The sequence below is a fragment of the Pseudomonas sp. Y3 TE3536 genome (assembly GCF_053629175.1).
Map to the genome: position 1 here is coordinate 5,705,025 of NZ_JBRJHU010000001.1, position 21,346 is coordinate 5,726,370.

Sequence of the window (21,346 nt, forward strand, 5' to 3'; positions counted from 1 at the left end):
GGCAAAACCGGTTAAACTGTACGTCCCGCGTCAGCATGGCGCGGGTTGTATTCCTAGCCGCTGGAGCCTTCCCCCCGATGTTCATCCTGAGCCGCCTTGACAGCGTGCCGCCCGAGTCTTTCCAGAACCAGATCCGTGAGCTGGTGATCCATCACGTCGGCGAATTGAGCAGCGTCGCCATTCTTGCCGACAACCCGCTGTATCCGCTGTACCAGTACGGCGTCGGCATGGAAGTGCACCAGTACTTGCAGGCCATGGACGGTAAACGCGGCCTGTCGGTGACGCTGACCCTGGCGCTGGACGCCGATGCCCCGGACCAACTGCTCGGTTTCGCCCTGGCGTTGCCGGCCGATGATGATGCGCAAACCTGCGCACTGGCATTTCTTGCCGTGCGCGCCAGCCATCGCCGCCAAGGCATCGCCCGCGCACTGTTAGGTGACCTGCAGGCGCAACATGCCTATGTCGAGCTGAACACCTTTGCCGGCCAGGTGCCGTGGTTCGAAGCGATGGGCATGCAGGTGGTGGCAGCCAACGGGCCACAGGTGCTGATGAGCAGCACCGGGCACGCCAGCGAGGCGCTGATCGGTCGGCTGGATATCGGGCCGATCTACCAGACCACCGAGGTGCATCAAATCCACACCTACCTGCTCAACCAGCAAGGCGAGGATGCGATGATCGAGGCCGAACAGCTGCGCGACGAGCGCTTGGACCAGTTGGCCATTCAAGCGCAGGAATGTGTTCGCCAGCGCAAGACCGTGCACTGATGCTGTGGGGCCGCACGGCGGCCCCAGCTCTTTTCAGCCGTGCACCCAACGCCGATGCAACCCACGCGCCAGGGCATCGAGCATGAACCCCAGCACCCCGATCAGCAGCACCATCGCCATCAGTTCCGAATACGCCAGCCGGTCACGGGTGTCGAGGATGAAATACCCCAACCCCGCACTTACCCCCAGCATCTCGCAGGGCACCAGCACGATCCAAAGGATGCCGATGGCCAGGCGCACGCCCGTCAACACATGGCCGATCACCCCTGGCACGATGACCTTGCACAAGGTCTCCCAGCGCGTAGCACTCAAACTGCGGCTCAGTTGCAACCAACGCGGGTCGAGCTGACGCACACCTGCCGCAGTGTTGAGCAAAATCGGCCACAGCGCGGCAAATGCCAGCAGGAAATAAATCGGCTGGTCACCCACCCCCATCAGCATCACCACCACCGGCATCCACGACAGCGGCGAGATCATCCGCAAGAACTGGAAGGCCGGCGTGGTCGCCGCCTCCAGGTGCCGATAGCTGCCCACCAGCAAGCCGAGGGGGACACCGATCAACAAGGCCAGCAACAGGCCGATCAGGATACGCTTGAGGCTGACCCACACGTGGCCGTAGACCTCGCCCTGCCCCAGCAGCTCGGCCAGGCTGGCCAGAGTCGCCGCCGGCGAAAAACGCGCCGACAGGCCATCGGCCTCGCCAAACCATGCCACGCCGGCCCACCACGCCAGCAGCAACCCCAGCAGCCCGGCCAAGCCCAGGCCGGTATGAACGACATGCTTGCGCATCAGACCGCGAACTCCTCGCTACGCTCGAAGTTGTCGGCAATGCCGAACACCGACGGCCCGCCAACGGCGGTGATGGCGTTGCGCACGAAACGGTCGTCGACCAGGTCGCGGGCGGTGTGCGCTGGGTCCAGGCCCGCCAAAAAGCCACTGTCGCCTTCGATCAGGGTGTGCTGCAGGCGCTTGATCAGTGCTTCGGTGTAGCTGGGGAACGGGTATGGCTGGAAGTCGATACGTTTTTCGTCCCACTGCTGATGCTGGATCGCGCCACTGGCGATATAGCCTGCGCGGTCTTCGGCGGCTGGCGCCAGGACTTTGCTCAACACCGCCACTTCGTGCGGGGTGTACTTGTTGGGGCCGGCCTTGGACAGCAGCGCGGCGGCTTCGGCGCGGTGCTCGCGCGTCCACTGCTGGGCCTTGACGATGGCGTTGACCACCTTCTGCGACCACTCCGGGCGGTTGTTGAGGTCGTGCTCGTGCATGAACACCACGCAGCAGGCGTGGTTGCGCCACACATCGCCGGTAAAGCGCTGCACGCGGCCCACCTTGAGGTTCTCGGCCAGGGCGTTGAACGGTTCGGCGACGATGTAGCCAGCAATACGCTTGCTGGCCAGCGCCGGGGGCATATCGGACGGTGGCAGCACCAGCAGGTTGACCTCGGTGGCCGCCAGCTGCGCATTGGCAGGTTTCGACACCGGGGTCAGGCCGCTGTCGTTGAGCATCTGCTGCAGCACCACGTTATGGATCGAATACCAGAATGGGATGGCCACGGTCTTGCCGCCCAACTGCTTCATGTCGGTAATGTCGGGCGCCACGGTCAGCCCCGAACCCCCCACATGGTTCCAGGCCACGACCTTGGCAGGTACCTTGCTGGCGTAACGTGCCCAGACGGTCATCGGCGACAGCAAATGGATGACGTTGACCTGGCCGGAAATGAACGCTTCGATCACCTGCGCCCAACTGCGCAGCAGCACTGGGCGCTCGGCTTTGATGCCTTCGGCCTCGAACAGGCCATTGTTGTGCGCTACCAGCAAGGGGGTGGCGTCGGTGATCGGCAGGTAGCCGATGCGCACCGGCGCGTCCGGCTCGGCAGCCGCACGGGCCTGCAGGCTCGACAGCAGCGGCAACGCACCGGCGGCAGTAAGCATGGCGCCAAGCTTGAGGAAGTCGCGACGCGAAGAAGCGGAACAGCAGTCATCCATGCACATGGACAGCCTCCGAGGGCAAGGGGGTTGAGGAAGGTGGGTCTGTGCGGCTTGCCCGCCGAAGGGTTTTGACAATCTCGATACGCAGCGCGCCCAGTTCCTCGACCCGCTGCGTACGCGGTTGCGGCAGGTCGATGCGCCACTGGCCGAGCACCTGCGCTGGGTGGTTGCCCAGTAGCAGGACCCGATCGGACAGCAGCAGGGCTTCGTCGATATCGTGGGTGATCAGCACCGCAGCGGTATTGTGGGTGGCGATCAGTTGCAGCAGCAGTTGCTGCATGTCGGCGCGGGTCACTTCGTCGAGCGCACCAAACGGCTCGTCGAGCAACAGCACTTCAGGCTGACGCGCCAGGCAGCGCGCCAACGCCGTGCGTTGGGCCATGCCACCGGACAGCTGCGCCGGGTACTGGTTACGGGCATGGTCCAAGCCCACGGCGGCAATGGCATGGTCGATACGCGCACGCCGTTCGGTGGCGGCCAACTTGGGTTGGCGAGCGAAATCCAGGCCGAAGGCGACGTTCTTTTCCAGGCTCAGCCAAGGCAACAGGCTGGGGTCCTGGAAGGCCACCGCCAGGCGCGGATGCGGCCCTTGCAACGGCTCGCCATGCAACATCACGCTGCCGCCACGCGGTGCCTGCAAGCCCGCCAGCACCCGCAACAGGCTGGACTTGCCAACCCCGCTGGGGCCCAGGATGGACACCACTTCGCCCGGTGCCAACTGCAGGTCGAACCGCGCCAGCACCTCGTGCCAGCTACCCTCGCGGGGGTAGCCGAGGCTGATAGCTCGGGCTTGCAGCACGACTTCGCTCATGCCGTGCCCGCCTGGCGTTGCAGTTCGGCGCGCAGCTGCACCAGGCTTGGCGTGACGATGGGCACGAACGCCGATTCGCGCCAACGGCGCGCGAAACCTTGGCCGTACTCGCTGAGGTACGCTTTGCCACCACTGGCCTGCAGCTCGAGCTGCACCGCGTCGGCAGCACTTTCGGCAAGGATGATGCGCAGTTTGAACAACGCCGCTGGCTGCTGCAGGAAGCGCCCGTCGAGCAGGCCCTGCTTGAGTTCACTCACGGTGTTTTCCAGGCGTTCCTTGAGCACCTGGCGGGCCTCTTCGAGGAACGAACCACGGCCTTGCAGGTGCGCCGCCACTTCATCCAACGCGCGCCGGGCCAGGCCGATGGCCATGCCGCATTGCAGCGCGAGGAAGGCCGGGCGTACCTTGGGCAGGAACTCACGGGCGTTTTCATGCAGCAGCCACTCGCGGCCCAGTTCGACCTGATGGAACGCCAGCGCGGCGGTATTGCTCGATTGCAGCCCCATCAACTGCAAGTCGTCCGAGCGCTCCAGCCCTTGCACCTCTGACGGAATGGCCAACACGAAGGGCGCGCGCTCGGCATCGCACTCGATGGCCGCGGCCACCACAAAACCGCTCTTGCGCAGATTGGTCACCCAATGCAAGCGGCCCTCCAGGCTCCACCCCTCGCTGCTGGGGCGCCCGCGCACCTGCAGGCGCTCGATGCCCGAGAGAAACTTCATGGCGTTGGACAACCCGGTGGCGCCTGCCAGCTCGCCTGTCAGCAACCTCGGCAGCAGGCGTTCGCGCAGTGACTGGTTAGGGCTTTGCAGCAGGTATTCAATAAAGGCGCGCTGGCCCCAGCAGACGAACGCCGCCGCCAACGAACGGCTGGCAATGGCGGCGATGGCTTCGACCGCATCGGTCACCTGCCCGCCCGTGCCGCCCTGGGCCGGATCGACGCCGATGCGCAGCACCTGCGCTTCAGCGATCTGCGCCAGCACCAGGTGCGGCTCGCACGTGCCCTGGTCAATGGCCTCGGCGTTGGCATCCAGCCATTGCCGAAATGCACAATCTTGCATGTCTGTACTCCTTTGAAAACGCCGGTGGGGCCGGCACCACACGCGGATTACGCAGAAGGCTGCCAGCGGTACTTGCTCAGTTCGTCGTTGAGCGGCGTCTGGGCGAAAACATTAGCAAAGTTGCACAGGGTTGCGAGGCTCACGCCCAGAATCACTTCCAAGGCGTTGCCTTCGCTGAAGCCGGCCTCACGAAATGCCTGGTAGGTGGCCTCGCTGACGTTGCCACGGGTGGCGATGACTTCGCGAGCGAACGCGGCCAGGGTCTCGTAACGGGCATCGGGCAGTTCGCCCCGCGCACGCAGCGCATCGACCACTGCCTGCGGCAGCTTGGCCTTGTTCAGCGCGACTGCAGTGTGGCCGGCGACACAAAAGTCGCAGCCATGCTGGGTGGCAGCAATCAACTGCACCACCTCACGCTCGGCCAGGGTCAGCTCGGACTTGCCGTTGAGTGCCGACACGGTCACGTAGGTTTCCAGCGCTGCCGGGGCGTTGGCCAGCACGCCGAGCAGGTTAGGGATGAAGCCGGAATTTTTCTGGGCATTTTCAAGGAATGGACGGGCCGCTTCCGGGGCGCTCTGCAGAGTGTGTAAAGTAATGCGCGAGGACATGGAGGGGTCTCCTGTGGTGGGTGTCCTTACAGTCTGTTGGTTATAAGAACTAGCCTCCATATTCATCAGTCGCCTTTCCTTGCTCCTGAGTCTTTGCATTAGATGATTTCGTCCAGCCACCTTGTCGATTGGTTATTAGAAGGCCTGGAGCTCGACGCCAGCCTGTTTCATGTCGGCCGCTATTGCGGCGGCTGGCATGCCAGCACGCAAGGCATGGGCCGCGCCAGTTTCCATCTGGTCGTGCAGGGCCATTGCTGGCTGCACCTCGATGGCCAGGCCGAGGCAGTGCGGCTGGAAGCTGGGGATGCGGTTTTTTTGCTGCGTGACCTGGCGTATCGGCTGTCCAGTGACCAGAACCCCGTCAGCGCCTGCGCCCAGCCGCGCCAGGCGATGCAGGCTCTGGATGCCACTGCCGGCGATGGCGTGGGGCTGGTGTGCGGGTTCTTTCACTTTCGCCCGGGGCTGTCGTCATTGATCGTGGAAGGCCTGGCCGATTGGATTCTGCTGCGCGCCAACGAGCCCGCCGGGCATGCGGCGCGGGCACTGTTCGGGCTGATCCTGGAAGAATGCGAACGCCTACCGCCGTCGCAGACCTTGCTGGAGCGGCTGACGCATTTGTTGTTCCTGTACGTACTGCGCCAGCAAGTGCATGCCGGGCAGCCCCTCGGCGGGCTGGTGGCGCTGGCCCGGCAGCCGGCGTTTGCCGCGTTGCTGGTGCAACTGATCGAACAGCCTGGGCAAGCCTGGACGCTGGAGAGCATGGCCGCGTGCACGGGGCTGTCGCGGTCAGCGTTTTTCAAGCGTTTCAACGAACTGGCTGGGCAGTCACCGGGGCAGGTGTTGCTGGCGTTGCGCATGCGCCATGCGTCCCAGCTGTTGCAAGCAGGCAACACCGTGGAGCAGGTGGGTGCGCAGGTGGGGTATCAGTCGGTGGCGGCGTTTACCCGGGCGTTTGCCAAGGCCGTCGGGGTGCAGCCGGGGGCGTATCGCAGGCAGCATGAGGGGCGTTGATTTATGTTTGCCTGGTCGGGCCTCTTCGCGGGCAAGCCCGCTCCCACAGGGACGGCACTGTCCTCCGGTTCTGTACAGTTCCTGGGCTGTGCTGAGGTTCTATACAGTTCCTGTGGGAGCGGGCTTGCCCGCGAAGAGGCCTGGGCAGGTTGACTTAGACCTGACTCACCGGGATATCACCGCCACCCTTGCCATCCCGCCGCTCCCCCATCCATTCATTGACCTGCTGCCCGAACGCGGCAGGCGCCTTGCGCCCCACGCGCCGCGCCAGGTCTAGGATGGTCTGCTGCGCCAGCGCCTCTTCCATGCGCTTTTGCGCGCTCAGCATCACCGCATGAATCGCACAGGTGCCTTCGGTCGCCCAACCCGGTGGTGATCCATCAAACAGCGTGCAACGCTCGCGAATCTCACGGCAATCGAAGATCTTCTTCGGCCCGTCGATAGCCGTGACGATATCCAGCACGGTGATCTCATCCGACGGCCGCGCCAGGCGGAAACCGCCGCGCACCCCTTCAGTGGCAACCACCAAGCCGGCGCGAGCCAGCTTGGTGAACACCTTGGCCAGGTATTCCTGCGGCACGCCTTGCAGCGCCGCAAGGTCGCGCACGCTGGACTCGCGCGTGTCACCGCGCTCATCCACCAGGTACAGCAGGCAATGGATGCCATATTCGACGCCAGCACTGTACAGCGACATATCAATCTCCGACCAACTTTGTCGCAATAATACGCCGATAGCGCCAGCGCCGAAAGCATTCCCTTGTTTGAAGCGATAGAAAACCGGTGGCGCCTACCCGCGCAGCACCTTCACCTCACCTTGTTTGCCGTCCGTTTCGCGCAAGTACTCCTGCAGCGAGTCGTCCATCGCCTGCATCCAGCGGGTATGGTGGGGCACCGCTTTGGTGCCGGTGATCACCGAGCGGTACGACTTGTCGCGGTAGCCCATGATGTCGTGCTTCTTGTCGGTCTTCCATTGCAGGAAGATGCGGTTCACCGCCTCGATATCGAAGCTTGGGTAATCCGTCTGCTCGATCAGGTGCCTGATGTATCGGCCTTGGAATTCGTACATCGAGGCCGTGGTTTCCAGGCCCAGCTCATCCTCGCGCCAGCGCTCGCTGTCGGCATGCATGGCGGCCTTGGCCGGCAACGTGATGCGCCCCAGCATGTAGTCGCGTGCAAACCATGCCTGTGCGTCGAACAGGTTGAAGCTGTACCAGAGGTCCTGCATGCCCAGGTAAATCAGCTGCGGGTTTTGCTCCCATACCACGCCTTGGTACAGCCCCGCAGGCCACAGGCGGTTGTTGGTCTTGAGGGTGAGTTCGTCCGGCAGGAACGGGAAGTGATGCTGGTAACCGGTGCACAGGATGATCGCATCGACGCGCTTGTTCGACCCGTCGGCGAAGAATGCCAGGTCGTTCTCGACCCGGACCAGTTGCGGGCGTTCTTCCCAGCCCTTGGGCCACTTGTAGCCCATCGGTTGCGTGCGGTAGGCCGTGGTGATCGAGCGTGCACCGTACTTGTAACACTGCGAGCCGATGTCTTCGGCCGAATAGCTGCTGCCGACAATGAGCAGGTCCTGGCCGTTGAACTCCATCGCTTCGCGAAAATCGTGGGCGTGCAGGATGCGCCCGGTGAAACGCTCGAAGCCTTCGAACTCCGGCACGTGTGGGGTGGAAAAGTGCCCACTGGCCACTACCACATAATCGAATACCTGCTCGATACCAAGCCCTGCGCTGTAGTCGTGGGCGCTAACGGTGAACTCGCGGGTGGTTTCATCGAAGCTGACGTGCTTGACCACGGTATTGAAGCGGATGTAATCGCGCACCCCGGCCTTCTTCACGCGGCCCTGAATATAGTCCCACAGCACTTCGCGCGGCGGGTACGAGGAGATCGGCCGGCCAAAGTGCTCATCGAAGCTGTAGTCGGCAAATTCCAGGCATTCCTTGGGGCCGTTTGACCATAGGTAACGGTACATGCTGCCGTGCACGGGTTCGCCATGCTGGTCGAGGCCGGTACGCCAGGTGTAGTTCCACATACCGCCCCAGTCGGCTTGCTTCTCAAAGCACACGATTTCAGGCATGGGGGCGCCCTGGGCATGGGCGGATTGGAACGCACGCAATTGCGCAAGGCCGGACGGGCCGGCGCCGATGATAGCGACACGAAGAGTCATAGTGATTCCTGAACAGTTGAACGCTGAAAAAATGCAAAGGCTCCCCAACCCCAAACGGCAAAAGGCCGGGGGTGGTGAAATTCAGGCGTTACGGTGCAGGTGGAGGGACGGGGCGTTTGCGCATCTGGCTAAGCAGGATGTTGACGGGCGGGATCGACAACACGTGGTACAGGCTCGAAAGCGGGGAGCGTGTCATGGGGGTGGGCCCGTATCCATTAGCGCAGGGTGCGTAATGGGGGCCTGAGGGGCGCAAGATACGTGTGATCTCGTACATGGGGGCTGAAATGGCCTCTTTTCTTTATGGTTTCTTTTTTATCTATAACGGATGGGGGTGGGGATATCAAGGATGGCGGCCCTCCCCCCTGCACCCGAACGACCGCTCGTCGCCAGCAAAATCTTCGTTTCACCGCCAAAAACCCATCAAAACATGGCCTTCCCAGGTGTTGACCGGCGGGTTGCGCCCCTACCTGGGACGAAAAAAAACTTGCAGACGCAAACTACGATCAATACAGTCGTAGTTATTCGAAAGGCACCTGCCGTGTCATCGAAGCCCTTTTTCCCTACATGACCGTTGCGGAGCATCTGCATGAAATCCAACATCCTGATCATCGGTGCCGGCTTTGCCGGTGTCTGGAGCGCCCTGAGCGCTGCTCGCCTGCTGGACCAGGCACAACGTGAAGACGTGCGTATCAGCGTGCTCGCCCCTCAACCCGAGCTGCGCATTCGCCCACGCTTCTACGAAGCGGATGTGCATGGCATGAAAGCGCCGTTGGGCGAGCTGTTCGAGGCCGTGGGCGTGCACTTCATCCCTGGCAACGCCGACAGCATCGACGCCGACGGGCGCAGCGTGAGCTACACCGATGCCCAGGGGCAGCCCCAGCAAATCCACTACGACCGCCTGATCCTCGCCGCCGGCAGCCAGGTGGCGCGCCCGGCTGTACCAGGCCTTGCCGAACACAGCTTCGATGTCGACCAGATGGAGTCGGCCGTGCGCCTGGAACAGCACCTACTGGGGCTGGCCGCCCTGCCCGCCTCCCCGGCGCGTAACACGGTCGTGGTTTGTGGTGGCGGGTTCACCGGCATCGAAACGGCAACCGAAATGCCTGCACGCTTGCGCGCCCTGCTCGGTGACGGCAGTGCGGTGCGTGTGCTGGTGGTCGACCGTGGCGCCAGTGTCGGCGCGGCGTTGGGCGCGGGCATCACCCCATCGATCGAGGCCGCCTCTGCACAGGCGGGTGTCGAATGGTTGACCGGTACCTCGGTGGTGGCTGTCGATGCCGGCGGCGTCACCCTGGACAACGGCGAGTACATCGCCAGCAGCACGGTGATCTGGACCGCAGGCGTCAAGGCCAGCCCCTTGACTGCACAGGTCGCCGGCGAGCGTGACGCCACAGGCCGCCTGCGGGTCGACGACCACCTGAAAGTGATTGGCCAGGCGCACATCTATGCCACCGGCGACACCGCCTGGGCCGCTGTCGATGAGCTGGGCAACCACGCCCTGATGACCTGCCAGCACGCCATCCCCATGGGCCGTCACTGCGGCAACAATGCCACTGCCGACCTGCTGGGCATCGACCCGATCATCTATCGCCAGCCCAAATACGTCACCTGCCTGGACCTCGGCGACTGGGGTGCGGCCTACAGCGAGGGCTGGGTGCGAGAGCTGAAGTTGCACGGCCAGGAAGGCAAGGCACTCAAGCGCCAGATCAACTCGGTGTGGATCTACCCACCCGCCGCAGACCGGGCACTGGCGCTGGCCGCTGCCGACCCGCTGATCCCGATCGTCTGACACCTCAAAGCGGATAAATCCGTCAAAAAACGACGGATTTGTCCGCACATGTCGTTACATTGAATGACTGGTCAATAATGATGTCGATATGCCATCATTTAAATAAAACATTTCCGAGGGTGAGGCACACACACTAAATCCGCAGCGCATCGAGAGCTGGCACCACCCCCGGTGACCCGGCCTTCCGTCCATGCTCTTGACGCCTGCACGCCACCGTCAAGGAGCATTCCATGCAGTTACGGAATATGAAGATCGGCATTCGCGCAGCCAGCGTATTCGCCCTGTTGGGCGCACTGGTGCTGGGCATGGGCCTGATCGCCCTCTACGAGACCCGGCAAATGGACACGGCCACGGACGAGATCCGTGTCACCTGGTTGCCCGCCGTGGTCGCACTCAGTGAAATCAGCAGCAACCTTGGCCGGGCCCGCGCCGTGACGCTGCGCGCGGCGCTGGATGACAATGACAGCGAGCGCGCACGTAACCTCGAGATGCTCAAAGGCATCAACGTGCAGCTCAAGGACGGCCTCCAGGACTACGACAGCACCATCATCGCCGCCGACGACCGAGCCTTGTTCAATGCCTTCAGCACTGCCCACCAACAGTACGTCGACCTGCAGGCGCAGGTGCTAGACGACATCGCCGCCGGGCACATTGACCAGGCCAGGCAGAAAATCAACGGCCCGCTCACCCTGCACGCCGACAGCATGATGAAAGCCATGGCGGCACTGATCGCCTACAACAGCAAAGGCGCTGAAGTGGCTTCGCAGCGTAGCAGCGATGTCGCGGACCAAGCGTTGACCGCCATCATCGGTTCACTGCTGGTGATCATGCTCGCGCTGGCAGCCATCGCCACGGTGCTGACCCGCAGCATCGTCGTGCCCCTGGCCGACGCGGTGGCCGTGGCCGAACGCGTGGCCACCGGCGACCTGACCCGCGAAATTCGCGTGATCGGCCGCGACGAACCGGCGCAACTGCTGCGCGCCTTGAGCCGCATGCAAGACAGCCTGCGCGACACCCTGCGCAAGATTGCCGCATCGTCCGACCAACTGGCCTCGGCCTCGGAAGAGCTGCACACCGTCACCGAGGACACCAGCCGCGGCCTGCACCAGCAAAGTGCGGAGATCGACCAGGCCGCTACCGCTGTCAACCAGATGACCGCCGCCGTGGAAGAAGTGGCGAACAACGCGGTGAGTACCGCAGACGCGTCCAAAGGCGCCGACCGCACCACCCGCGACGGTCGCGACCAGGTCAACCAGGCCTTGGCGTCGATCCAGCACCTGGTCGACGACGTGACCGGTACCTCGGCCGAGATCGAACTGCTGGCCAACAACGCCAACGAGATCAGCCGCGTGCTCGATGTGATCGGCGCGATCGCCGGGCAGACCAACCTGTTGGCGCTCAATGCCGCCATCGAGGCAGCACGGGCCGGTGAGGCAGGCCGTGGCTTTGCGGTAGTCGCCGACGAGGTGCGCGCACTGGCCCACCGCACTCAGCAGTCCACGGCAGAAATCGAGCAGATGATCGTGGGTATCCAGACCGGCACCGAGCGCGCGGTAAGCGCCATGCACAGCAGCCAAGGGCGTGCCACGGGCACACTGGAAGTGGCCCAGTCTGCAGGCCAGGCACTTGAGGTGATTGCCGAAGCGATTGCCTCGATCAACCAACGCAACCTGGTGATCGCCAGTGCGTCGGAGGAACAGGCGCAGGTGGCGCGGGAGGTAGACCGTAACCTGGTGAATATTCGCGACCTGGCGATGCAGACGTCGGCGGGTGCGAATCAGACCAGTGCGGCGGCGCAGGACCTGTCGCGGTTGGCGGTGGACCTGAATGGGATGGTTGCCCAGTTCAAGGTTTGACTCAAGATAGCTAGGGCTGCTTTGCAGCCCTAGTTTTGATCATCAATCGTTCACGCTGACAGCCCGCGCACTGTTAACACTCTGCCCGCGCGTCGCCAGGCAGTAATACAGCGGCACCGTCACCAGCAACCCGATCAGCCAGGACAAATCAGCCCCTTCGACGATGTTCGAATACGGCCCCACATACAGCGCCGTATTGGCAAACGGCAGCTGCACCACGATCCCGCACGCATAGGCAATGATCGCGTGGTGGTTGAAGCGCCCATAAATGCCGCCGTCGGCACTGAAGATCGACGCGATGTCGTACTGGCCCTTCTTGATCAGGTAGAAGTCGATCAGGTTGATCGACGCCCACGGCACCAACACCAGCAACAGCGCCAGGATCAAGCCGATGAACTGGCCAATGAAGTCCGCCGACGCATTCAGCGCCACCAGGCCGCAGCCCACCAGAATCACCGAGGCCAGGATCACCCGCACCTTGATGCTCGGCGTCCACTTGGCAAAGAAGGTCTGGATGGCCGTGACGATCGACAACACCGCGCCATACAGGTTGAGCGCGTTGTGGCTGATGATGTTGAGCAGGAACAACACCATCAGGATCGGGCCGAGCCAGCCGGTGGCTTGCTTGACGGCGTCCATCGCGTCCGTGCCTTCCGGTACGCACAACACCGCCACCGCACCAAAGCTGAAGCACAGGATGGTGCCCAGCGTGGCACCGAAATAGGTGGCCCAGAACGGCTTGGCGATGCCGACTTCTTTAGGCAGGTAGCGTGAGTAGTCGGAGGTGTACGGCGAGAAGCTGATCTGCCAGATGGTGCCCAGCGACACCGTGGCGATGAAGCCCGACAAATTGAATGCACCGCGGCTGAAGAAGTCGGCCGGCAGCTCCTGGATGAACATCATGATGAACCCGGCCAGCAGCGCCGACCCCATCACCCAGGTACCGATACGGTTGAGGATATGGATGAAGCGGTAGCCGATCACGCCAATGGCCGTCGCGCTGAGGGCGCCGATGACGATGGCACCGGGCATCGGCACGCTCGGGGCGATACCGTGGATGGTCTTGCCCGCCAGCACGATGTTGGAAATGAAGAAGCCCACATAGATCAGCGCCGTGAAGAACACGATCAGCAAGGCGCCATAACGGCCGAACTGGCCCCGGCTCTGGACCATCTGCGGAATGCCCAGCTGCGGTCCCTGCGCAGAGGCCAGGGCGATGACCACGCCCCCAAGCAGGTGGCCCAGCACGATAGCGACAAGCCCCCACACCAGGTTCAGGTGGAACACCTGCACCACCATCGCACCGGTGACGATGGGCAGGGGCGCAATGTTGGTGCTGAACCAGAGGGTGAACAGGTCGCGCGCCTTCCCATGGCGCTCGGCAGGTGGAACGTAATCGACCGTGTGATTCTCGACAAACTGGTGTTGCGATGACGGTTGGGACATGGTTTTCAGCTCGAAAGGTCGTTTTTATCTTTGTAAGGAAACCGCGTCTAGGCGGCCTCTCAGCTGCGGACCATATTATGGTATTCCAAACTTTTGACAACACTGATTCGGCTTAAAAAACCCTAACTGATCCGGTTCAGCAGCTGACGCTGGGGCATTGAAGTTGCGCCAAGCCCCCTATCCATGCGGCTTTGCGCCATTCATCGTGATTTTGCTACGGCGGAAAATTCCGCTTGCAAATCGAGTATTACGGTATACCATCAGACACATCAACGATAAAAACCGCGGACCACCGCAGCCCTTCTGAGGTACATGAGATGATCGACGCAACCGTCTACAAGAACGTCCTGGGCTCCTTCCCGTCCGGCGTTACCGTCATCACCACCCTGGACGACGACGGCTCGATCGTCGGCCTTACCGCCAGCGCCTTCTCCTCCCTGTCGATGGACCCGCCGCTGGTGCTGTTCTGCCCCAACTACAGCTCCGACTCCTACCCTGTGCTGATCAAGCAGAAGCGCTTCGCCATTCACCTGCTTTCTGGTGAACAGCAAGCCGAAGCCTATGCGTTCGCCAAAAAAGGCAAAGACAAAGCCACCGGCATCGAGTGGTCCCTGAGTGCGCTGGGCAACCCGCTGCTGGCCAATGCCACCGCCATCATCGAATGCGAACTGTGGCGTGAATATGAAGGTGGCGACCACGCCATCATGGTCGGCAAGGTGCACAACCTGATCGTCCCCGAGCAAGCCCCGCAGCCGATGATCTACTGCCGCGGCAAGATGGCCAGCCTGCCCGCCTTCGCCTGAAGCACCTAGCCTTATTACTGACGCCTGGTGCGCCAGGCGAGACTTTCAAGCTCCGAGGAAAGCCCCATGAAATTTTCGTTGTTCGTACACATGGAACGTTGGGATGAACAGGTCAGCCACCGCCAGCTGTTCGAAGACCTGACCGAACTGACCCTGATGGCCGAGAACGGCGGTTTCAGCACCGTGTGGATCGGCGAACACCACGCCATGGAGTACACCATTTCGCCAAGCCCGATGCCGCTGCTGGCCTACCTCGCCGCGCGCACCGAGAAGATCCGCCTGGGCGCCGGCACCATCATCGCGCCGTTCTGGAACCCGATCCGCGTGGCAGGCGAATGCGCCCTGCTCGACGTGATCAGCAACGGCCGCATGGAAGTGGGCCTGGCGCGCGGCGCCTATCAGTTCGAATTCGACCGCATGGCCAATGGCATGCCTGCCACCGACGGCGGCAAGGCCCTGCGTGAAATGGTCCCGGTGGTGCGAAAACTGTGGGAAGGCGACTACGCCCACGACGGCGAGGTGTACAAGTTCCCCACCTCCACCAGCGTGCCGAAACCGTTCAACGCTACACCGCCGATGTGGATCGCCGCCCGCGACCCAGACTCGCACAACTTCGCCGTGGCCAACGGCTGCAACGTCATGGTCACCCCACTGATGAAGGGTGACGAAGAAGTGCTGGACCTGAAAAACAAGTTCCAGGCGGCCCTGGACAACAACCCGGATGTGCCACGCCCACAATTGATGGTGCTGCGCCACACCCACGTGCACAGCCCATCCGAGCCTGAAGGCTGGAAGGTCGGCGCCCAGGCCATCTCGCGCTTCTACCGCACCTTCGACGCCTGGTTCGGCAACAAGACTGTGCCGGTCAACGGCTTCCTGGAGCCGAGCCCGGAATCGAAGTTTGCCGAAGTGCCGGCGTTCCAGCTGGAAAACATCCGCAAGAACACCATGATCGGCACACCGGAAGAAATCATCGCGCGCATCAAGTACTACCAAGAGCTCGGCGTCGACGAGTTCAGCTTCTGGTGCGACAACAGCCTGCCCCACGCCGAGAAGAAAAAGTCGCTCGAGCTGTTCATCAAGGAAGTGGTGCCGGCGTTCGCCTGAATTCCCTTTGCCTGAAGTAGTTGCGGGATCAGCCCGCTCCCGGGGGCCCTTGCGGCCCGCGTGAGCGGGCTTTTTTTGAAGTTCAGTGACAGCCTGCACCGGCCCATTCGCGGGTAAACCCGCTCCCACAGGTTCCCCACAGCTTTCAAGGCCTGCGCAGTACCTGTGGGAGCGGGTTCACCCGCGAAGAGGCCAGTACAGACACCACAAGATTCAGGGGATCAGCCCACCTTTCGTCCCCTGGCAATAGAAATTTCCAGACACCTATTGCACAACAAATATTATGGTATACCATCAGACAACAAGAGCTGATAACCCTCACCAGGAGCCACCCATGAGTTTCGAAATCCGCAAGATCGTCACCTACTCCGAAGAGACCCGCATCGAAGGCGGCAAGGCCACCGACAAACCGGTGACCATGGTCGGCCTGGCCGTGGTGATCAAGAACCCGTGGGCGGGTCGTGGTTTTGTAGAAGATCTGAAGCCGGAAATCCGTGCCAACTGCTCCGAGCTGGGCGCACTGATGGTCGAGCGCCTGACCGCCGCCATTGGCGGTGCCGACAAGATCGAAGCCTACGGTAAAGCCGCTGTGGTCGGCGCCGACGGCGAAATCGAACACGCCTCTGCCGTGATCCACACCCTGCGTTTCGGCAACCATTACCGCGAAGCGGTACAGGCCAAGAGCTACCTGAGCTTCACCAACAAGCGCGGCGGCCCAGGCACCTCGATCCAGATCCCGATGATGCAGAAGGACGACGAAGGCCTGCGTTCGCACTACATCACCCTTGAAATGCAGATCGAAGACGCCCCGCGTGCCGACGAAATCGTCGTGGTCCTGGGCGCTGCCGACGGCGGTCGTCTTCACCCGCGCATTGGCAACCGCTACATCGACCTGGAAGAACTGGCTGCCGAAAAAGCCAACGCTCAATAACAACAACCAAGACGGGCCGGGGCGTGGCGTGCTTACCCGCCGCGCCCGACCTTCAAGGAGCGCCCTCCATGATTCAGCCTGTCGCTGAACGTACACCGGCCGGGACCAGTTACCTGGACCAAGGCCAGGGCCAACCCGTGGTGCTAATCCACGGTGTGGGCCTGAACAAGGAAATGTGGGGCGGTCAGTTCGTTGGCCTGGCCAATGACTACCGCGTCATCGCTTACGACATGCTCGGCCACGGCCAGAGTGCGTTGCCAGCCGCCGACACCGGCCTGGAAGGCTACGCCGCCCAGCTCGTCGAGCTGCTCGACCACCTGCAGATTGCCCAGGCCACCGTAATCGGCTTCTCCATGGGCGGCCTGGTGGCACGTGCCTTCGCCCTCAACTACCCGCACAGGCTGTCTGCGCTGGTGGTGCTCAACAGCGTGTTCAACCGCACCCCCGAGCAGAGTGCCGGCGTTATCGCCCGCGCCGCCCAGGCGGCGGAGCTCGGCCCCGACGCCAACGTCGACGCCGCCCTCGACCGCTGGTTCAGCCGTGAATACAAGGCTGCCAACCCGGCGCAGGTCGCCGCCATTCGCCAGGTGCTGGCGAGCAACGACCCGCAGGGCTACCACACTACTTATTCGCTGTTCGCCACCCAGGACATGTACCGCGCCAGCGACCTGGGCAGCATCCAGGTGCCGACGCTGATCGCCACCGGCGAACTCGACTCGGGCTCCACCCCGGCCATGACCCGCCAGCTCGCCGCCAGCATCCCTGGGGCGCACAGTGTGGTCCTCGCCGAGCAACGGCATATGATGCCGGTGGAAGCACCGCGTGAAGTCAACAAGATGCTGTTGGACTTCCTCAAGCAAGCCCGCACCCTCACCGAATCCGCCAAGGGGATTGTTGCATGACCCTCGTACGTTTCCAGATGTGCATCGACGGCCAATGGCTCGATGCCCAGAGCGGCAAGACTTTCGACAGCCTCAACCCGGCCACCGCCCAAGCCTGGGCGCAACTGCCCGACGCCGACGAAGCCGATGTAGAGCTGGCCGTGCAGGCCGCCCAGCGTGCCTTCGAAAGCCCTGCCTGGCGCAGCATCACCGCCACGGCGCGCGGCAAACTGCTGCGCCGGCTGGGCGACCTGATCACCGAGAACAAAGAGCACCTGGCCCAGCTGGAAAGCCGTGATAACGGCAAGCTGATCCGCGAAACCCGCGGCCAGGTCGGTTACCTGCCCGAGTTCTTCCACTACACCGCAGGCCTGGCCGATAAGCTCGAAGGCGGCACCCTGCCGCTGGACAAGCCAGACCTGTTCGCCTACACCGTGCACGAGCCGATTGGCGTGGTCGCCGGGATCATCCCGTGGAACAGCCCGCTGTACCTGACGGCCATCAAGCTGGCCCCGGCCCTCGCCGCTGGCAACACCATAGTGCTCAAACCGTCCGAACACGCCTCGGCGACCATCCTCGAGCTGGCTCGCCTGGCCCTTGAAGCCGGCTTCCCGCCGGGTGTGGTCAACGTGGTCACCGGCTATGGCCCTAGCACCGGCGCGGCCCTGACCCGCCACCCGCTGGTACGCAAGATCGCCTTCACCGGCGGCGCCGCCACGGCCCGCCATGTGGTGCGCAGCAGCGCCGAGAACTTCGCCAAGCTGTCGCTGGAGCTGGGCGGCAAGTCGCCAAACATCATCTTCGCCGACGCCGACCTGGACAGCGCCATCAACGGCGCCGTGGCCGGCATTTATGCCGCCTCCGGGCAAAGTTGCGTGGCCGGTTCACGCCTGCTGGTACAGGACGAGATCTTCGACGAATTCGTCAGCCGCCTGGTCGAGCGCGCCAAGCGCATCCGCATCGGCAACCCGCAGGACGACGCCAGCGAAATGGGCCCGATGGCCACCGCCCAGCAACTGGCCGTGGTCGAAGGCCTGGTCGCTGCGGCCAAGGCCGAAGGCGCCAAGCTGCACCTGGGGGGCAAGCGTGCCGAGGTCGAGGGTGACGGCTGGTTCTACGAACCCACCCTGTTCGAGTGCGACAGCAACTCGATGACCATCATGCAGGAAGAGGTGTTCGGCCCCGTTGCCGCGGTCATCCGCTTCAAGACCGAAGAAGAGGCCCTGGCCATTGCCAACGACTCGCAGTTCGGCCTGGCGGCCGGCATCTGGACCCGCGACCTGGGCCGCGCCCACCGCCTGGCCCGTGACGTACGCTCGGGCATCATCTGGGTCAACACCTACCGCGCGGTGTCGGCCATGGCGCCGATCGGTGGCTTCAAGAACAGCGGCTACGGCCGTGAGAGCGGCATCGATTCGGTGCTGGCCTATACCGAGCTGAAGACCGTGTGGATCAACCTGTCCACCGCGCCGATGCCCGACCCGTTTGTGATGCGTTAAGAGGTAGCACGAGATGATCGAACCAGGCATCTACAAAGACGTGATGGGCTCCTTCCCGTCCGGCGTTACGGTGGTCACCACCCTGGACGCCGACGGCGGCATCGTCGGTATCACCGCCAGCGCGTTCAGCGCGCTGTCGATCGAGCCGGCACTGGTGCTGTTCTGCCCCAACTACGCCTCCGACACGTACCCGATCCTGCGTGACAGCAAGCAGTTCGCCATTCACCTGCTGTCTGCCGAGCAAACCGCCGAGGCGTATGCCTTTGCCGGCAAGGGCAAGGAAAAGGCCAAGGGCATCGACTGGCACCTGAGCGAGTTGGGCAACCCGTTGCTGGCCAAGGCCACGGCGATCATCGAGTGCGAACTGTGGCGCGAGTACGACGGCGGTGATCACGCGATCATCGTCGGCGCGGTGAAAAACCTGGTGTTGCCGGCAGATCCGGTCACCCCGATGGTCTACCACAAAGGCAAGCTGGGCGCCCTGCCCCCGCTGGGCTGATACCTTTGGGGCTGCCCTGCAGCCCAATCGCCGGCTTGCCGGCGATTGGGCCGCAAAGCGGCCCTGTTCCACCCATTTTTTAGGGGCCGCGCGACCCTCTCACCCTTGGTTGCGGCCCCTGTTTTGATTCGGAGCCAGACACATGAGCAACGAAAAGTACGAGAAAGGCCTGCAGATCCGCACCCAAGTGCTGGGCGAGGACTACGTCAACCGCTCGATCCAGAACGCCGACGAATTCACCAAGCCCTTGCAAGAGCTGGTCACCGAGTATTGCTGGGGCCATGTCTGGGGCCGCGAAGGCTTGTCGCTCAAAGAGCGCAGCATGATAAACTTGGCCATGATTTCCGCGCTCAACCGGCCCCACGAACTCAAGCTGCACATCCGCGGCGCATTGCGTAATGGCCTGAGCCGAGAACAGATTCGCGAGATCCTGCTCCAAGTCGGCATTTATTGCGGCGTACCCGCGGCGGTGGACAGTTTCCGCCTGGCCCGCGAAGCGTTCGCCGAAGCCGATGCGGAGTCAACCCGTTAACAACGGGCTGTTCGAACCACCGTAAGGAGCAGCGCCCGGTTCGGCGTGCTCCGCGGGTTGGCGCAACAGCCTCATAAAGAGCGCACCTGATGAAACGCCAGCCACTCGACGACAGCTTCAAGGTCAACCGCAACCCCGTTACCCTGCGCGAAATCGTGCTCGACAAGCTGCGCGCCGCGATCATGAACTTCCACTTGCTGCCAGGTGACCGCCTGGTGGAGCGCGACCTTTGCGACCGCCTCGGGGTCAGCCGCACCTCTGTACGTGAAGCCCTGCGCCACCTCGAATCCGAAGGCCTGGTCGAGTTCGCCGACGCCAAAGGCCCGCGCGTGGCCATCATTACCCTGGAAGATGCCCGCGATATCTACGAGCTGCGCTGCGTGCTCGAAGGCTTGATCGTCCAGCTGTTCACCCTCAATGCCAAGGCCAAGGACATTCGCGCCCTGGAGCGCGCGCTGGAGGTCAACCGCGAAGCCCTGGAGGAAGGCGAACTACAACAGGTGCTCGACTCGGTGCAAGGCTTTTACGATGTGCTGCTGGAAGGCTCCGGCAACCAGGTTGCCGCTCAACAGCTGCGCCAATTGCAGGCCCGCATCAGCTACCTGCGCGCCACCTCGGTGTCGCAGGAAAACCGCCGCGGTGCCAGCAACCGGGAGATGGAAAAGATCGTCGAGGCGATCAAGGGCGGTGACCCACTGGTCGCCCACCAAGCCTCGGTCGATCACGTCCGCGCCGCCGCCAAGGTGGCCTTGGACTACCTGCGCCAGAAGCAGGATGACAACACCAAGGTGCGCGACATGGTCGAGCCCCTGGCCCTCAAAGAGCCACGTATAGAACCCCGCATAGGCCGCTGACCATGCCCAACGCCCCGCGCTACTGCCCGCACTGCACCACGGAACTGGCCCGGGGCGTTCCCACAGGCGACACCCACGAACGCCTGCATTGCACCGGCTGCGGCTACATCCACTACATCAACCCGAAAATCATCGCCGGCTGCATCATCGAGCGCGATGGCAAGTACTTGCTGTGCCAGCGGGCTATTCCACCCCGCCCTGGCACCTGGACCTTGCCCGCCGGGTTCATGGAAGCGGGCGAGACCACCGAGCAGGCGGCGTTGCGCGAGGTGTGGGAAGAAAGCGGCGTGCACGCCGAAATCGTCTCGCCCTACTCGATTTTCAGCGTGGCCAAGATCAGCGAGGTGTACATCATCTTCCGCGCCATCGCCACGCAGGAGACCGGCCAGTTCGGCCCAGAGACACTGGCCTACAAGTTCTTCGAGCCGGACGAAATCCCCTGGAACGAGATCTACTACCCGGCCATCCGGCAGATTCTCGAGCGTTATATCCTGGAGCGCCAGGCCGGGGTGTACGGCATCTACATGGGCAATGACGATACCGGCAAGGTGCATTTCATTCGCTGAGCCAGCGCGATTCGGTAGGAGCAGCCTTGTGCTGCGAAGAGGCCGGGGATAACAGCGGAGATCTTCGCTGCTTTCGCTGGCCTCTTCGCAGCACAAGGCTGCTCCTACACCGGCCTGTGGGAGCGGGCTTGCCCGCGAAGAGGCCGGGGATAACAGCGGAGATCTTCGCT

20 protein-coding genes and 2 pseudogenes are annotated in these 21,346 nt (G+C 63.0%); 14 read left to right on the plus strand and 8 right to left on the minus strand.

Features of this window, described 5'->3' with window-relative positions:
• Nucleotides 1-77: 77 nt before the first annotated feature.
• Nucleotides 78-764 carry a GNAT family N-acetyltransferase gene (locus AB7M33_RS25485; RefSeq protein ID WP_027595391.1) on the plus strand — a complete coding sequence of 229 codons (687 nt, stop codon included), beginning with the start codon at nt 78-80 and terminating at the stop codon, nt 762-764.
• A gap of 33 nt (nt 765-797) precedes the next feature.
• On the opposite strand, the gene AB7M33_RS25490 is transcribed toward AB7M33_RS25485, so the two are convergent.
• The 5 genes from AB7M33_RS25490 to AB7M33_RS25510 are packed head-to-tail and all read right to left on the minus strand — an operon-like array spanning nt 798 to nt 5,235.
• Nucleotides 798-1,553 (minus strand): ABC transporter permease, encoded by a 756-nt coding sequence (locus tag AB7M33_RS25490; RefSeq protein ID WP_099429067.1) that lies wholly within the window; start codon nt 1,551-1,553, stop codon nt 798-800.
• Nucleotides 1,553-2,758 (minus strand): ABC transporter substrate-binding protein, encoded by a 1,206-nt coding sequence (locus AB7M33_RS25495; protein WP_027595389.1) that lies wholly within the window; start codon nt 2,756-2,758, stop codon nt 1,553-1,555. The genes AB7M33_RS25490 and AB7M33_RS25495 overlap by 1 nt, the downstream gene beginning before the upstream one ends.
• Nucleotides 2,745-3,566: an ABC transporter ATP-binding protein gene (locus AB7M33_RS25500; protein ID WP_027595388.1), complete on the minus strand. Its 822-nt coding sequence runs from the start codon at nt 3,564-3,566 to the stop codon at nt 2,745-2,747. The genes AB7M33_RS25495 and AB7M33_RS25500 overlap by 14 nt, the downstream gene beginning before the upstream one ends.
• The gene (locus AB7M33_RS25505; RefSeq protein ID WP_412765091.1) at nt 3,563-4,627 is read right to left on the minus strand and encodes an acyl-CoA dehydrogenase family protein; all 1,065 of its coding nucleotides are present in this window, start codon (nt 4,625-4,627) and stop codon (nt 3,563-3,565) included. The genes AB7M33_RS25500 and AB7M33_RS25505 overlap by 4 nt, the downstream gene beginning before the upstream one ends.
• A gap of 47 nt (nt 4,628-4,674) precedes the next feature.
• Nucleotides 4,675-5,235, minus strand: coding sequence for a carboxymuconolactone decarboxylase family protein (locus tag AB7M33_RS25510; RefSeq protein ID WP_099454458.1), 561 nt, complete (start codon nt 5,233-5,235; stop codon nt 4,675-4,677).
• A 102-nt stretch (nt 5,236-5,337) separates the two neighbouring features.
• Between AB7M33_RS25510 and AB7M33_RS25515 the strand changes: the two genes are divergently transcribed.
• Complete coding sequence (locus tag AB7M33_RS25515; protein ID WP_238216739.1) at nt 5,338-6,246, plus strand: AraC family transcriptional regulator; 909 nt, start codon at nt 5,338-5,340, stop codon at nt 6,244-6,246.
• 154 nt (nt 6,247-6,400) lie between these two features.
• Here AB7M33_RS25515 and AB7M33_RS25520 read toward each other — a convergent pair whose 3' ends face one another.
• Nucleotides 6,401-6,940: an RrF2 family transcriptional regulator gene (locus tag AB7M33_RS25520; RefSeq protein WP_238216741.1), complete on the minus strand. Its 540-nt coding sequence runs from the start codon at nt 6,938-6,940 to the stop codon at nt 6,401-6,403.
• 93 nt (nt 6,941-7,033) lie between these two features.
• On the minus strand, nt 7,034-8,413 hold the full coding sequence (locus tag AB7M33_RS25525) for an NAD(P)-binding domain-containing protein (RefSeq protein ID WP_265969104.1): 1,380 nt from the start codon (nt 8,411-8,413) through the stop codon (nt 7,034-7,036).
• 586 nt (nt 8,414-8,999) lie between these two features.
• On the opposite strand from AB7M33_RS25525, the gene AB7M33_RS25530 reads away from it, so the two are divergent.
• From AB7M33_RS25530 to AB7M33_RS25540, 3 genes and pseudogenes are all read left to right on the plus strand, one after another.
• Complete coding sequence (locus tag AB7M33_RS25530; protein ID WP_099429061.1) at nt 9,000-10,202, plus strand: NAD(P)/FAD-dependent oxidoreductase; 1,203 nt, start codon at nt 9,000-9,002, stop codon at nt 10,200-10,202.
• A 245-nt stretch (nt 10,203-10,447) separates the two neighbouring features.
• Nucleotides 10,448-11,203, plus strand: a pseudogene (locus AB7M33_RS25535) (MCP four helix bundle domain-containing protein); the annotation flags it as partial.
• A 267-nt stretch (nt 11,204-11,470) separates the two neighbouring features.
• Nucleotides 11,471-12,058, plus strand: a pseudogene (locus tag AB7M33_RS25540) (methyl-accepting chemotaxis protein); the annotation flags it as partial.
• A gap of 42 nt (nt 12,059-12,100) precedes the next feature.
• Here AB7M33_RS25540 and AB7M33_RS25545 read toward each other — a convergent pair.
• Nucleotides 12,101-13,504: a purine-cytosine permease family protein gene (locus AB7M33_RS25545; protein WP_099453786.1), complete on the minus strand. Its 1,404-nt coding sequence runs from the start codon at nt 13,502-13,504 to the stop codon at nt 12,101-12,103.
• A 317-nt stretch (nt 13,505-13,821) separates the two neighbouring features.
• Here AB7M33_RS25545 and AB7M33_RS25550 point away from each other — a divergent pair, with 317 nt between their 5' ends.
• From AB7M33_RS25550 to AB7M33_RS25590, 9 genes are all read left to right on the plus strand, one after another.
• Nucleotides 13,822-14,307, plus strand: a complete 486-nt coding sequence (locus tag AB7M33_RS25550; protein WP_027595379.1) for a flavin reductase family protein — start codon at nt 13,822-13,824, stop codon at nt 14,305-14,307.
• Between the two features lie 66 nt (nt 14,308-14,373).
• The gene (locus tag AB7M33_RS25555) at nt 14,374-15,414 is read left to right on the plus strand and encodes an LLM class flavin-dependent oxidoreductase (protein ID WP_027595378.1); all 1,041 of its coding nucleotides are present in this window, start codon (nt 14,374-14,376) and stop codon (nt 15,412-15,414) included.
• Between the two features lie 334 nt (nt 15,415-15,748).
• Complete coding sequence (locus AB7M33_RS25560) at nt 15,749-16,345, plus strand: amino acid synthesis family protein (protein ID WP_003256068.1); 597 nt, start codon at nt 15,749-15,751, stop codon at nt 16,343-16,345.
• Between the two features lie 68 nt (nt 16,346-16,413).
• On the plus strand, nt 16,414-17,247 hold the full coding sequence (locus AB7M33_RS25565; RefSeq protein ID WP_027595377.1) for an alpha/beta fold hydrolase: 834 nt from the start codon (nt 16,414-16,416) through the stop codon (nt 17,245-17,247).
• A complete protein-coding gene (locus AB7M33_RS25570) occupies nt 17,244-18,725 on the plus strand; it encodes an aldehyde dehydrogenase (RefSeq protein ID WP_027595376.1) in 1,482 nt (493 codons plus the stop codon). The genes AB7M33_RS25565 and AB7M33_RS25570 overlap by 4 nt, the downstream gene beginning before the upstream one ends.
• Before the next feature lie 13 nt (nt 18,726-18,738).
• Nucleotides 18,739-19,224, plus strand: a complete 486-nt coding sequence (locus AB7M33_RS25575; RefSeq protein WP_027595375.1) for a flavin reductase family protein — start codon at nt 18,739-18,741, stop codon at nt 19,222-19,224.
• A gap of 142 nt (nt 19,225-19,366) precedes the next feature.
• Nucleotides 19,367-19,756, plus strand: a complete 390-nt coding sequence (locus tag AB7M33_RS25580) for a carboxymuconolactone decarboxylase family protein (protein WP_016499260.1) — start codon at nt 19,367-19,369, stop codon at nt 19,754-19,756.
• Nucleotides 19,757-19,845: 89 nt separating this feature from the next.
• Entirely contained in the window at nt 19,846-20,610 is a 765-nt protein-coding gene (locus AB7M33_RS25585; protein WP_033697319.1) for a GntR family transcriptional regulator, read from the plus strand.
• Between the two features lie 2 nt (nt 20,611-20,612).
• Nucleotides 20,613-21,176: an NUDIX hydrolase gene (locus tag AB7M33_RS25590; RefSeq protein ID WP_454243934.1), complete on the plus strand. Its 564-nt coding sequence runs from the start codon at nt 20,613-20,615 to the stop codon at nt 21,174-21,176.
• The last annotated feature ends 170 nt before the right edge of the window (nt 21,177-21,346 follow it).

Bases quoted from the DNA above. Each gene is read 5' to 3' on its own strand.
- AB7M33_RS25485 (WP_027595391.1), top strand. From the start codon at position 78: ATGTTCATCCTGAGCCGCCTTGACAGCGTGCCGCCCGAGTCTTTCCAG.
- AB7M33_RS25490 (WP_099429067.1), bottom strand. From the start codon at position 1,553: ATGCGCAAGCATGTCGTTCATACCGGCCTGGGCTTGGCCGGGCTGCTG.
- AB7M33_RS25495 (WP_027595389.1), bottom strand. From the start codon at position 2,758: ATGTGCATGGATGACTGCTGTTCCGCTTCTTCGCGTCGCGACTTCCTC.
- AB7M33_RS25500 (WP_027595388.1), bottom strand. From the start codon at position 3,566: ATGAGCGAAGTCGTGCTGCAAGCCCGAGCTATCAGCCTCGGCTACCCC.
- AB7M33_RS25505 (WP_412765091.1), bottom strand. From the start codon at position 4,627: ATGCAAGATTGTGCATTTCGGCAATGGCTGGATGCCAACGCCGAGGCC.
- AB7M33_RS25510 (WP_099454458.1), bottom strand. From the start codon at position 5,235: ATGTCCTCGCGCATTACTTTACACACTCTGCAGAGCGCCCCGGAAGCG.
- AB7M33_RS25515 (WP_238216739.1), top strand. From the start codon at position 5,338: ATGATTTCGTCCAGCCACCTTGTCGATTGGTTATTAGAAGGCCTGGAG.
- AB7M33_RS25520 (WP_238216741.1), bottom strand. From the start codon at position 6,940: ATGTCGCTGTACAGTGCTGGCGTCGAATATGGCATCCATTGCCTGCTG.
- AB7M33_RS25525 (WP_265969104.1), bottom strand. From the start codon at position 8,413: ATGACTCTTCGTGTCGCTATCATCGGCGCCGGCCCGTCCGGCCTTGCG.
- AB7M33_RS25530 (WP_099429061.1), top strand. From the start codon at position 9,000: ATGAAATCCAACATCCTGATCATCGGTGCCGGCTTTGCCGGTGTCTGG.
- AB7M33_RS25545 (WP_099453786.1), bottom strand. From the start codon at position 13,504: ATGTCCCAACCGTCATCGCAACACCAGTTTGTCGAGAATCACACGGTC.
- AB7M33_RS25550 (WP_027595379.1), top strand. From the start codon at position 13,822: ATGATCGACGCAACCGTCTACAAGAACGTCCTGGGCTCCTTCCCGTCC.
- AB7M33_RS25555 (WP_027595378.1), top strand. From the start codon at position 14,374: ATGAAATTTTCGTTGTTCGTACACATGGAACGTTGGGATGAACAGGTC.
- AB7M33_RS25560 (WP_003256068.1), top strand. From the start codon at position 15,749: ATGAGTTTCGAAATCCGCAAGATCGTCACCTACTCCGAAGAGACCCGC.
- AB7M33_RS25565 (WP_027595377.1), top strand. From the start codon at position 16,414: ATGATTCAGCCTGTCGCTGAACGTACACCGGCCGGGACCAGTTACCTG.
- AB7M33_RS25570 (WP_027595376.1), top strand. From the start codon at position 17,244: ATGACCCTCGTACGTTTCCAGATGTGCATCGACGGCCAATGGCTCGAT.
- AB7M33_RS25575 (WP_027595375.1), top strand. From the start codon at position 18,739: ATGATCGAACCAGGCATCTACAAAGACGTGATGGGCTCCTTCCCGTCC.
- AB7M33_RS25580 (WP_016499260.1), top strand. From the start codon at position 19,367: ATGAGCAACGAAAAGTACGAGAAAGGCCTGCAGATCCGCACCCAAGTG.
- AB7M33_RS25585 (WP_033697319.1), top strand. From the start codon at position 19,846: ATGAAACGCCAGCCACTCGACGACAGCTTCAAGGTCAACCGCAACCCC.
- AB7M33_RS25590 (WP_454243934.1), top strand. From the start codon at position 20,613: ATGCCCAACGCCCCGCGCTACTGCCCGCACTGCACCACGGAACTGGCC.